Source organism: Photorhabdus namnaonensis, assembly GCF_001684335.1.
Lineage (GTDB): Bacteria > Pseudomonadota > Gammaproteobacteria > Enterobacterales > Enterobacteriaceae > Photorhabdus > Photorhabdus namnaonensis.
In genome coordinates this window covers 57,606-70,774 of the sequence record NZ_LOIC01000094.1, presented here as the reverse complement: position 1 = coordinate 70,774, position 13,169 = coordinate 57,606, and the positions used below count along the sequence as shown (strand labels likewise).

The following is a 13,169-nucleotide window of genomic DNA, read 5'->3' as shown; positions in this document are numbered from 1 at the left end:
TCAATTAATAATAAATTTCACTTAAAATATTAACAAATCGTGACATTAACCACAAAATAATATTAACATTTGCTAAACTTATAACGCTGTTGTTTGTATCGAATGAAAAATATAAGCATCAACAATCTGATTCAATAATTGCAACGACTCTTGAATCAGTGAAAATAAGACATCGATCAGTTATTAGCCATCACAATGAAACTAATCGGTATTACCGATCGGACATCACGGCTAATAATTAATCAACCAAAAAACCAAGAAAAGACATTTCAATTAGAAATTAGCCAAAATTTGGCATACAGGCAGGTTATAGACACATTTTTCTTGCATAGGTCAGTATAATCACCAGATCACTACACAAAAATTAATCAGTCATCTAATCGATAACTTTTTACAGAAACAAAAAGATGTATCTACCGAAGTTAGTTCGGCAAATCAGAAAATCCATCAAAGATATTGATAATTTTCTTGTTCAGTTCAAAAGTTTTAGCTCATCATTCGTTCAAACATTGAACAAAAAACGCCATAAAAGATATGACCACATCATTAACATATAAATTTTTTTGCATACGTTAGTCTAACAGAGCAAACGCTAATACTCCTGTAAGTTAAGCCGCTCTGCTAGCCCGCTTCGCCTTTGAGTTGGCGTCTGGATTGCCTGACGCAATACCGCTTCATGTGTATAAAGGGTCAGATTTTCTCTGGCACGGGTTATCGCTGTGTAGACCAATTCACGGCTGACAACCGGCACAAACTGCGTCGGCAATACCAAAGCTGTGTGGTCAAATTCTGAACCCTGTGATTTATGTACGGTCATCACATATGCAGTTTCATGTTGTGGTAAACGACTTGGCTGGATTCCTTTAATCTGTCCATTAGGCAACTGAAAATAAGCTCGCAGTTCATGATTTTCGTCTCTAAGCATAATACCGATATCACCATTAAACAGACCCAGTGTGCTGTCATTACGCGATATCATGATGGGCCTGCCGGCATAACCACGACTGAAAGTCCCGACCGGGCGACGAATAAGCCCCTGACGATGTAATAGCTGTTCTATACGCTCATTAAGCCCACCGACGCCAAACGGCCCTTCTCTAAGCGCACATAACAAACGATAGCGGTTAAATTCATCTAAAATCTCTTTGACTGGCGCCTGCTTTGCCACCAGATGCAAGTAAGGGTGATAACCGGATACCGTTTCTGTCAGCAACCGCTGATAATCTTCATCGTCAGACAATGGGTAAAAACAGATATCCTTCAACGGTTGCTGCAAAATAGAGAGAGCCTGTCGACTCTTTCCCTGGTTAACTGCCGCAGACAATTGACCAATCCCCGAATCCATATTAAAGCGATAACTTTTACGTAGAAGACACAAACGATCACGAACCTCTGGGATATTTTGCTGATCACCAGCATCTAATCGACATCCCGTTAATCTGCTTAACTGTTGCGCCCTCGTTATGCTGTATCCCAGTTCTGCAAAACGGCAAATATCACCCAACACCGCTCCAGCTTCCACTGATGCCAATTGATCTCGGTCACCAAGCAGAACAATTTTCGCTTTCGGTGGCAACGCATCAATCAACCTAGCCATCATGGGTAAATCCACCATTGAAGCTTCATCTACCACCAGCACATCCAAACTCAGTGGATTATCTCGGTCATAGCGTAATCGCTGGCTATCAGGCTGCGCTCCTAGCAAGCGATGAATCGTCTGCGCCTGATCCGGCATACATGCAAACTGTTTCTCCGTCAGAGGCAATTTTCTGACCGCGCTATTAAGAGATTCGGTCAATCTGGCGGCTGCTTTTCCAGTCGGAGCCGCCAGTTGGATAACCTGCTTTTTATCAGGATTAAGTTTGATTAAGGCAGCCAATAACTTAGCAACTGTCGTTGTTTTCCCGGTTCCCGGTCCGCCAGAAATAACCGAAATTCTGCTAGTCACCGCGACAGCCGCAGCCACCTTTTGCCAATCCACCGTTTCCTCAGGCAATATGAATAATTCATCTAAAACAGCTCTCAGTTGCTGTTCCTGAATATTATCGGTTGGTTGATTGCCGGAAAAGAAAGCCGCCACCTGACATTCACTTTGCCACATTCTCTGCAAATAAAGCCGGTCATGGGAAAGCACCACAGGCGTTGGTTGAAACCCATCACTAACCGCAGCACAATTTTCCAATGCTATCAGCAAACTCCGCTCATCAGGTTTTCCCGCAGCTCGCCATAACTGTTCGGCAAATTCACTATGTCTTCCATCAAAAAAATATTCTGGCGTTATCCGATTAACCGGCAGGCAAACATGTCCGGTACCCGTTTCAGCGCTCAACAACACCATCACCAACAACAAAACAGGATCTTTATCCTCAATCAATGCATGAGCAAACTGTAAGTCCAATGAACGCAAAAGTCTGAGGTTTACTGCCTGTTGTAATAACGAAATCATTAATTTTTCTCTTTTTCAGACTGTTCATTACCACTGAAAAGCAGATCCAAAGCATCAACAAATTCAGCCGATAGCCGACAATTGAAAATACCATTCCCCGGCTGTTGTTTATCTATCCCCCTGAGAAACAGATAAATCACACCGCCGAAATGTTGTTGGTAATCGTAATTAGCCAGCCTGTGACGCAAGTAACGATGTAATGCCAGTGTATAAAGTTGATATTGCAGGTCATAGCGATGCTCAATCATGGCTATTTCCATTGCCTGGCAGGTATAAGATTGACTCTCTTCCCCCAACCAGTTTGATTTGTAATCCAGCACATAGAATTTGCCTTGCCAACAGAAAACCAAATCAATAAACCCTTTCAGCATTCCTTTCACCTGATGAAATTCCAGTTGGGGGCAACGGGCGGAAATCGGGTCATAATGACGCATTACCGTATCCAATTCCTGCGCTCGCAAAAGTTGTTCAACCGGCAGATAAAACTGCATTTCATCCTGTTGATGATGCAGCGGAAGTTTTGCAAGCTGCATTCCTTCATCATTCAATGGAATGGTAAAAATGTCGGTCATCCATTGCTGTAATGTCGCACTCCAACATTCATCAAATCCGGCTGATTGCAGTTGTTCTGCCAACCATTTCTCATCGGGTGATTGACTGAAACTCATTTCTTCCAAAATAGCGTGTAAAAAAGTCCCCGCGGAGGCCCCCCGAGGGAATGTATGTGGCGTCATTTCAGGTTGTTCTGCTAACTGCTTTTCACCACTAGCATCAACATCAAGCTTTGGCGCGATAGACTGGACAATCACATCAATAGATTCTTCTCCAGCAAAATAAGCAGAAGCATTGCCACGATGAACCATCGAATTTCGTAAACCAGAATAACTGGTAATACGCCACTCATCCTGGATTCTGCGTTTAAATTGCCTGGCTGACAGGGCTAAATCATTTTTACTTTGCAATTGCCAGGGATGACCATCTGTCTCATTAATTGATGATACAACGATGCCATCCCCGCTTAATTCTTTAAGCGATGTCGCCAGAAAATCAGCGTCCCCTTTCACTCCCTTTTGCAACAGGTAGCCTAGAGCACACTGATGCAGATCCGAATCGCCGATCTTTTTCTTATTGCCTTTTATCAGCGGAGCCACGCCGATACTGCAATGGTAAACAGAGCGCGTCAATGCGACATAGAGTAAACGCAAATCCTCTGCCAATCGCTCTTGTTCCGCCAGCTCAATCGTCTCGTCGTCAGGAAAAATATCAAGGCAAGCATTAAAGCTTGTACGATCATGATATATCGCCCGCTTCTGCTCCCTGAAATTACAGATAAATGGCAGCCATACCAGCGGATATTCCAGACCTTTAGATTTATGGATAGTGCAAATTTGTACCAAATAACGATCGCTTTCCAACCGCATCTGCTGGTTTTCAGATTGTGGATCAGGATGAGAAATTTGTTGAGCCAACCAGCGGGTGACAGCATGTTCACTATCAAGTTGTAAAGATATCTCCTGCAACAACTCACCAATATGCATCACATCCATCAAACGCCGTTCACCGCCATAACTGGCAAGCAAATTCTCAGCAATATGATGGTTGGCGATTACCGCTCGTAACATAGGCAACACACCACGGCGTTGCCACAGACGAAAGTAGCCATCAAATTCATCAACTAACTGATCCCATCTCTTTTCATCATGATTCAACTTGTCTATCTGCCAAGCAGTCAGACCAAATAAACCACTCGCCAACGCACTTCTCAAAACTCGCTCTTTCTCCGGTGATAACACCGCTTGCAGTAACCAGAGAATATCCTTGGCTTCTGCGGTAGCAAATACACTTTCTCGGTTAGAAAGAAACACGGAAGGGATAGATAGCAGGTTAAGTGCATTACGGATTAGTGTAGCTTCCTTTCTGCTACGCACCAAAATCGTAATATCAGCCGCCGTCACAGGCCGAGAACCTTCACTTTTATGTAACAAAGCCCGCCCTTCACTACCTGCCTGCAACCAATCTCGAATTTGCGCGGCACAGAGCCGTGACATCGTTTGCTCATAATCTCCGGTAGAAACGCCTTCTCCCGGTTGTAACCAGAAATTCAGTGCGGTCACTCCTTCACCATCATAGCTAAAAGAGAGCTCTCGGTTTTTTTCTGCCGCAGAAACTTCAATAAAAGGGATCTGCTCAAACAAAAATGGATTTTCTGAACGCATAAACAGTTTGTTTACTGCCTGCACCATTGAGTAAGCAGAGCGCCAATTTGTTTCCAGAGTATAGTGAGCACTTACCTGAGAACGGGCGCGAATATAAGTGAAAATATCTGCGCCGCGAAATGCATAAATAGCTTGTTTGGGATCACCAATAAACAGCAATCCATTTTCAGGCTGAGTGCCATAAATGGTATGAAAAATCCGGTATTGCTGTGGGTCGGTATCCTGAAATTCGTCGATCAACGCAATCGGATAGCGCCGACGAATAGTTTCAGCAAGCAAATCGTGGCCGGGACCTTTCAGAGCATCATCAAGACGGGTAAGTAAATCATCAAACCCCATTTGACCACGTGTTAATTTTTCCTGACGGATTGATTGGCGAATCTCAATAATAGCTCTGGAGATAATCAAATCACGTAAAGTAAGTGGTTGCTTATATAAATCATCTATTGCAACAAAAAGTGAATGTTCAGGTACCTCACCTTTTTTTGTCTTTTCTGCTAATACCGACTGCCGGAATTTCTCCAACGCTTTTGGCAACAGATAATCCTCTGTAGGCGACTGAGCCCAATCCGTGACACTATTCAACCAATTTGGTAAGTGCTTACTACTGTAACTTCTTTTATCGACACCAGAACCCGCAATTAAATCGTGCAACTCTCCGGCAACTTCATTCCATTGATATTTAATATCGCTTATCAACTGGGTAATTTTTTCATGGCGACTTAACAGTGTTTCATCACGGTCCGGCGCATTAACGATATATGGCATATCCCCTTGTAAATAAGGGTGTAATTCAGCCAACAAGGCTTCTGGCCCACTCCACTCCTGGCTGATTACCTGTGCCATTGATAATGGCAATGGATAACAGTGGCGCCGCCAGAAATCGGCACACCCCTGCCGTTCTAATGGCTGTTGATCTTGAATCAATGTCTGTTCAAACAAGATCCCAGATTCAAAAGCGTTATGCGCCAACATCCTCTGACAAAAACCATGAATAGTATAAATCGCGGCTTCATCCATTTGCCTCTCTGCGGCCAGTAACCAGATAGCCGCCTGTTCTTTATCCGGGATTTCATCCAATAGCTGTTGATAGGCAGGTTCTGCGTCTTCTACTTCGTTTCGAATACAAGCAAGGCGAAGTTGATGAATATTTTCACGGATACGCCCACGTAACTCATTTGTCGCCGCCTCAGTAAAAGTGACCACCAGAATTTCTTCCACGCTCAAAGGCCGTGAAAAAGCGGCATCTTTCCCCAACCCAAGCAGAAGACGCAGATATAAGATACCGATAGTGTAGGTTTTACCCGTTCCGGCCGATGCTTCGATCAGCCGCTGACCATTCAGCGGCAGAGTTAATACATTAAGCCTGTGAACAGATATCTCTGTGATCACTGATCCCTTACCTCAACAGGTAACCGTTTCTGAAATTCAGTTACATTCTGATAGGTTTTCCAACCTTTCAATTCCGCATATCCATCCAAGCTTCCTGACTTACCAATTACTTGTGAAATCAATGACAACCCTCGATGTTTGATTACCGCATTCCGATAGAAATTAATCAATTGCTGCTGGGTGGTTTTCTTTAGAATCTCAAGCATTTTATCTCTGCTATCAAAACTAAAGTTATTGCGGCTGAAATCACGAGAGAAACGGGCAACTTCGGCATAGAAAGTTTGTGGCGGCTGCTGCTTTTCATTAATCAGCGCGCTCTTGTATTGTTCAAAATCAGCTTGAGACATTGCTTTCAATTTATTACCGGCGTTCTGATAGAAATCCCAATAACGCTGATTCAAATATTTTGGTTGTTTACTATTACTTTGTAGCAAGAACCCTAATCCCCACTGTTCCCCTACGCTGGTATTGAAAGCAAACACCGCATACCCCAGTTGCTCTGTTGCTCTCAACTGTTCATAGAACCACGGCTGGAGCATATTGCTCAACAAACTGGAATAAACATAACTTTCTATACGGTTATAACCCGTCGGAATATAAACCTCGGCTAAAGCACCATCTGTACTGCTGCCAACACGCTGGAAATTAACCGGGTAATTTTTATCAATCACCACCTTATCCCCAATCCACCAGTCATTTCCTTGATTTGCCAGTTGGTTATGGGCGGATTCAGCAATCACTTTGCTCTGCTGTTCGGTCAAGTTCCCCATGATCATCATTTGCAGAGCGGAATTTTTTATCATTTCATGGCGATACGTAACAATATCCTGAACCGTGATAGTCTCCAGCGCTTTTAAACGAGTGGACTGTTCAATGTAAGGCACCACAGAAAGGCGCTTCAACGGCTGCATAGCCATGTCATAAGCTTTAGCGTTATTAGAAACCGCTATCTGCTCACGATACCAAGACTTAGCTTGTGCCAGTTGATCATCCGTTGGGGTGAACGCCATGTAATTACTGATTAAAGAGGTTAAAAGCGCTGGCAAATTTTGAGTGTAACCACTTACCTCCAGTTGTAGTCCCTGTGATGAATTAGTAGAAATATTCATTCCAGCAACAGAAGCCTGATAACCAAGCTGGTCAAGGGAAATATCCGCCAAATAATCAAGCAAAGAAGAAGTGACCTGCTCACGGGCACTATCCAAACTGTTCGCATTACGTAAATCAAGCGTAATACTGGCTTTAGGCTCATCAGCAAAATATTGGCTCGGCATATAGAGCAAGCGGACATTTTGCTGTTCAAGGATCATTTCTGGATGTTTTTGACTCTTATCCGCTTTTATCAGCTTCAAATCGTCAGGAACATAAGGATTCGGCGCAGGCAAAGAAAAGTTCATCCGCGCCTCTAACCGTTGCCATTCCATTCGTTGCTGTGATGTGATTCGATCAACCTGATAAGGCGCCTGAACAAAATAAGCCTGTTTATTATGCGGCTCTTTTGGGCTGATATACCAGATACGCGCATTTTCAGGCGTCAACTCAGCAAGCCGGTTGGCAATTGCTTCCGGATCATAATTATCAGCTAAATAACCGGCGTTAAGTACATTGGAAACAGGAACTCGCAACATAGCATCCGATAACCATTCGATATAATGCATATCACGAACAATGGAGCCATATCGGAAAGACAGATTCAAAACCTTCGCGATCTCATCAAAATAACTTTTCTGGATGCCTTTTTGTTTTAACAAATTAATATAAGCAAAAATGGCCGCAATAACCTGATCCCGTTGCGCAAGCCCTTTATCTGTCAACGTCACATAAATAAAAAAGATACCTTTGTTGCGATCAACCATAGGTTCCGCACCGGCACTGATACTTTCCGCTAGCCCTTGAGTTTGTAGCCAATCTGACAATGTATTCAGGCTGCGGTTGCCAATCATATAACCGAGATATTCATCAGTTTTACTGCGGAAATCAGCGCTGTTGTTGTCAATACTGAATTCCAATTGCAATGCCTTTTGCGGTTGGGCAGGAACATAATGGATGATAATCCCTTGCTCTTTTTCCGTTACCGCCGGAACAGTAATCGGCGGCACGCTTGCTTCTCTGTCAGGTATCCGACCAAAAGTATCAACAGCAATTTGAGTCAGTTTATCGATAGGCTGGTTACCGTAAATGACGCCTTTCATCAGATTAGCCGAATAATAACGCTGGTAGAAATTCACCAGTTCTGTCTGTAATTGACTCCCCGGTTTATCTTTCAATGTTTCTAGATTACCACCGGAAAAACGGGCATTAGGATGCTTAGGATTCAGGGTTTCCGCTCGTATTTGAGCCACCCGCATCCCATCACGAGAACGCGCCATTGTCAGCTCTGCATTCACGGCGTTTCGCTCCCGATCTGCATTCACTGGATTAAGTAACGGCTCAGCCAGTGCGTCAGCCAGACGATCTGTAGCCTGAGCCAACGCCTCATTTTCCACTTCAAGGTAAAAAGCCGTGCGGTAAGAAGCTGTGCTGGCATTATAGCTACCACCATGCTTTTGCAAAAATTCAGATAAATCACCTGACTGTGGGTAACGTTCAGATCCCATCAGAACCATATGTTCCAGATAATGTGCAAGCCCAAGCTGGCTGTCAGGGTTTTCCATACTACCAACCGGAATTGCTACCGCTGCCAGAGATTTGGTTGCCTTCTCATCAGATACCAGCAAGACCGTCATATTATTTGCCAATCTGACTCCCTGATACTGACGATGATCATTTTCGCTTTTATAAATTGTCTCTTGCAGTCGCTGCCACTGTGATGTTTGCGCATAACTTACTGTTCCCCAAAAGAACAGGAACATCACAGTAATCATGCGAACAAAATGTTTATGCATTATCCGATATTCTCCCTATGTTTCTGATTTAGCGCCATCGGTAACAAATAATTGAGCGCTTCCTGTTTAAGTTTTGCTAAAAATGATTCATCGATTTGCCTGAAAGCCCGCTGAATATAAGGATCATTCCCTTCGCCTGTGCGCCCCTGATCTCCAAGCCATGCCTTCAATAGCTGGCTTTCAGCTTTTGATTGAATTTCATCTCTATCATCAATCTCACCCGTTTCTTTATTCACACCTGTTGAAAGCCACGCCCAACCACTTTTACAAAACAGTGGCAAAGGCGCTGATATTCCTCGTTGATAACCTTCAATCAATTGATTCAGATAATCTTTCGCTTGTTCTGAAGACACAGAAGCAAAACGCCATTCGCTGCCATCACGCCCATAACCACGGCTTTCCCCCTCTCCCCCGGTAAGACAGTAAGCCAAATGCTCAATCCACAATTGCATGCCGTCATTGGCTGTTAAGCTGGCTGGCCGCCAACGCAGCAAACCATCCGGTTGCGCCTTATTGATTTGCCCTGTCAGTATCACCTGGCCTAAATCATGATGTAAATCAACAGATAAAGTTTCCATCTGTTGTTCACGAATTTTATCCGCCAGAGGCTGCATCTCTTTTTGCTGCTTCAACCAATACACCTCACCAAAAGCACCAAAAGGCAACCCGCCAGCGGCGCGAAGCCGATTGAAAAGTGGTTCAGGCGATTGCTGTTCAATTAACGCACTCAACAATAGCTGATTAAACTGATAACGTTGAAGGTTATCTAAAACGAAAGGCTCTTCCTCCGGTAATTCCGTTTCTTCAATAACGAAATTTACCTTTAAGCAACGTTGGAAAAAAAAACGAACGGGATGACGATAAAAACGGCTCAAATTATCAAGTGTAATTTCTTGAATTTGCTCTGTTTCAATCGATTGGCAAAATTCAGCGTATGCGGCACCTTGCTCAGATGCCGCCGGTAGCCACTCCCCGGCATAGCTTTGCTGATAACTGCCCGGTATAAAATTTTCCGGTGCGAATGGAACGCGGGAATGAAGATACAATAGATGTTCTCTGACATGAATAGCACTTTGATCAACATTCAGTTCTTCATTTCCCGGTAAACAGAAACTTTGGCAAACATAATCCAGTAATTCATTCACCAACACCGAAGGATTACATTCCGTATCATCGCGAATGGACTTACCAATATAGCTGATATAGAGAAACTGTTCGGCAGATATCAAGGCTTCAAGGAATAGATAACGGTCATCATCCCGCCGTTTTCTGTCTCCTCTCTGACTTTTTTCCGCCATGAGATCAAATCCAAGCGGTGGAATTGAACGGGGATAGATACCATCATTCATTCCCAATAAACAGACAACCTTAAAGGGAATAGAACGCATCGGCATTAGAGTGCAAAAATTGACAGACCCGGCGAGAAAACGCTGACTGATTTTTTCATTATCAAACTGAAGCGCCAATTCATCTCGTAATAGAACCAATGGCACATTTTCCTGATAACGGGCATTTAAGCCGTTGACTATGACTTTCTGCCATTGCTGCTCAATCATCGCCAGTACTAATTCAGTTTCACTATCTGATGCAAAAAATGCCTCCAGCAACCCCTGACAGATAGGTAACCAGCCCGTTAATGTTCGGCTCTCGCCCAGAATCTTGCGCCAATAACTCAATTGCATCAAAAGCTCAGCTAACTGACCGGCAAGCTCTGCGGCTAAACCACTGGATTCATCATAAGGCAATACCTCTTTCCAAGGGCCCGACCGGCTATCCATTGCGTAGCCCAATAACATTCGAGTGAGCCCAAAACGCCATGTATGCTGACCTGTTACCGGCAAAGAGAGTTCTTCTACATTATCGTCATCCAACCCCCAACGAACGCCTGACTCTTCAACCCAACGCCTTAATAAACGCAAACCATCTTCATGAATGTCAAATTTATTCGCCAGCGCGGGCACTTCTAACAATGCTAAAACCTGTTCCGTCGTAAAACGGCTTTGAGGTAAATCAAGCAGTGTAATAAATACCTGTAAAACCGAATGTGCTTGACGAACCTTACGATCAGAAATGGCAAATGGAATATAACGTTCAGCAGAGACATTACCAAATACTGCCTGAACATAGGGAGTATAACTGTCAATATCCGCGACCATTACAATAATATCCCTTGGCGTCAGTGATAAATTATCTTCCAATAATCGCAATAACTGGTCCTGTAAAACTTCCACTTCACGTTGAGGACTATGGCAAACATGGAAAGACAAAGAACGATCCAACGGATTAAGTACTCTTTTTTGCACGCTATTTTCAAATGTCTCTTTTGTTGAGCCAATTTGGGCATGATCTTCCAGATAGAGAATATCCCTTTGCAATTGATGTAGTAAATTATCCTGTTCTAATTCAACAAAAGCGTGAACATCCGAACTCTGCTCAAGCTGCGATAATAAATAGAGATTATCACGGCCCAATCGTCCCCACGATGCCAACAAGGGATTACTGACTTCTTGTTCACCATCGTCGTTAAATAGTGATTGAGCATTACCAGGGTCTTTAAAATATTCCAACTCCTGTTTGCTCTTATAATGACGTGGTTTACGACTGCTCAGTTTTGCCAGAAAAGCGTAATTCTGAATATCTCCCCAATAATATTTACATGGATTGGTAAACATCAGGTGAATATCAATATGCCGTGCCAATGCCTGCAAAGCTTGTAAATAGACCGGTGGTAAGGCAGAAATACCACAGATAAATACTCGTTTTGGTAAACAAGCTGAAAACTCAGGACTATTTTCCAGTTTAAGACTATTTTCCAATATCGAAATAAAACGCTGATACAAATTAGCACGATGCCATTGGGGTTGTTGTAACTGGTGAGTATATTTCGTCAGTTCCAGCCATAATCTTTTCTGCCACAACTGATTATCGCTCAAACCATCAATAAGTTGACCTTGCTGCCAACTTTCCAACCATTGCGGACGATAAACAAGATATTGGTCAAACAGATCAGCAACCCGCCCAGCCAGTTGATGAATCTTCCGTTTATCAAAATCTTGATCAAGGTAGTGCCTGAGCGCGACAAACTCCGCTTCTGGCAACAATTCAGGCAATAACGCCATCAATTTCCATGTCATAGCATCTTTACTAAAAGCACTTTCTTTAGGAATATCAGGCAATACTTTGGTAAACATATCCCAAATAAACGTAGCTGGAAGCGGAAATGAAATATTGGCTGATATACCTATTCTTTCAGCCAGTTGGATTTGCAGCCACTGTGACATACCTGGGCTTTGCACCAAAATGACTTCCTGCGCAAATGGATCAGTCAGCGGATTATCCCCGATCAATATTGCTATCAATTCTTTAAGAAGATCTAATTGATTAGAATGATAAACCTTAAACATCAGAACTCCCACTTGAACAAATCCATCGGCTCGCCTTACTTCGCTGATTATAAGATGTTGTCACTATAACTGTAAGCTGATAGCAACCAGACAACGGATATGTTGTCTGAAATTCAGCATGCCATCCCAATGGCAATGTTATTTCTGACAAAGGGTTTTGACCTGCGATTAATTCATATTGTTCCAGATATTCATAAGATAATTTATCCGCCTTTGCTTGCTGCCAATGTTGCTGAAACCCAAATAATAACGCCTGATGATAACGCATTAATCCCAACAAAGAGATAGAAAAGACCATAACAGCAATCATCACTTCGGGCAAACTCATGCCTGTTTGATGCTCATAAAAAAGATCTGACGTCATGAACAAAACCCCACATCTACCTCAGGACAAAAGTCCAGCCAACCACTTTCTACCGGAATAAGGGAATCTCTTCCACCAGCCGAAAGTAATTTCACCCATTGATATAACCCGACAGATTGCCCAGATGCCACATCAGCCATACCTTTCAGTAGAAAAAAATGACTCGATTGCCTTTTTAAGCAACTGGTCAAATGAAATTCTTGCTGTCGCTGGCAATACCACTCTTCTGTTTTATCAAGTGTCCATGACTGAGCGATTCCCCATGCCAATGAAGATTCTGCTTGCTGAAAAGCCTTTAGATATCTACGTTCATCGACCATCATGATTAAAGCGTTATCCAGATGATGATGCAAAGCCTTTAACATCATCAGGCTCACTGCCAACAATATTAGCACTGAAATTAGCAATACATTACCTTGCTGATATTGAAAACAACTATGCGGAGAATGTTCAGCCACGGTA

General features: G+C 43.2%; 6 protein-coding genes. All 6 read right to left on the bottom strand.

The genetic code is table 11. From position 1 onward, the window contains the following. Positions 1–592: 592 nt before the first annotated feature. The 6 genes from recD to Phpb_RS21260 are packed head-to-tail and all read right to left on the bottom strand — an operon-like array spanning position 593 to position 13,165. Entirely contained in the window at positions 593–2,446 is a 1,854-nt protein-coding gene (gene recD / locus Phpb_RS21285; RefSeq protein ID WP_065392118.1) for an exodeoxyribonuclease V subunit alpha, read from the bottom strand. Further along, positions 2,446–6,051, bottom strand: a complete 3,606-nt coding sequence (gene recB, locus Phpb_RS21280; protein WP_082302656.1) for an exodeoxyribonuclease V subunit beta — start codon at positions 6,049–6,051, stop codon at positions 2,446–2,448. Before recB ends, recD begins: the two co-directional genes overlap by 1 nt. Next, positions 6,051–8,939 (bottom strand): pitrilysin, encoded by a 2,889-nt coding sequence (ptrA, locus tag Phpb_RS21275; protein ID WP_065392116.1) that lies wholly within the window; start codon positions 8,937–8,939, stop codon positions 6,051–6,053. The genes recB and ptrA overlap by 1 nt, the downstream gene beginning before the upstream one ends. Next, positions 8,939–12,343 carry an exodeoxyribonuclease V subunit gamma gene (recC, locus tag Phpb_RS21270; protein ID WP_065392115.1) on the bottom strand — a complete coding sequence of 1,135 codons (3,405 nt, stop codon included), beginning with the start codon at positions 12,341–12,343 and terminating at the stop codon, positions 8,939–8,941. The genes ptrA and recC overlap by 1 nt, the downstream gene beginning before the upstream one ends. Next, on the bottom strand, positions 12,336–12,707 hold the full coding sequence (locus Phpb_RS21265) for a prepilin-type N-terminal cleavage/methylation domain-containing protein (RefSeq protein ID WP_065392114.1): 372 nt from the start codon (positions 12,705–12,707) through the stop codon (positions 12,336–12,338). Before Phpb_RS21265 ends, recC begins: the two co-directional genes overlap by 8 nt. Further along, entirely contained in the window at positions 12,704–13,165 is a 462-nt protein-coding gene (locus Phpb_RS21260) for a YgdB family protein (RefSeq protein ID WP_065392113.1), read from the bottom strand. Before Phpb_RS21260 ends, Phpb_RS21265 begins: the two co-directional genes overlap by 4 nt. Between the last annotated feature and the right edge of the window lie 4 nt (positions 13,166–13,169).

What these genes read in the sequence shown, in the direction of transcription:
- recD (WP_065392118.1), bottom strand. Translation starts at nt 2,446, where the DNA reads ATGATTTCGTTATTACAACAGGCAGTAAACCTCAGACTTTTGCGTTCA.
- ptrA (WP_065392116.1), bottom strand. Translation starts at nt 8,939, where the DNA reads ATGCATAAACATTTTGTTCGCATGATTACTGTGATGTTCCTGTTCTTT.
- recC (WP_065392115.1), bottom strand. Translation starts at nt 12,343, where the DNA reads ATGTTTAAGGTTTATCATTCTAATCAATTAGATCTTCTTAAAGAATTG.
- Phpb_RS21265 (WP_065392114.1), bottom strand. Translation starts at nt 12,707, where the DNA reads ATGACGTCAGATCTTTTTTATGAGCATCAAACAGGCATGAGTTTGCCC.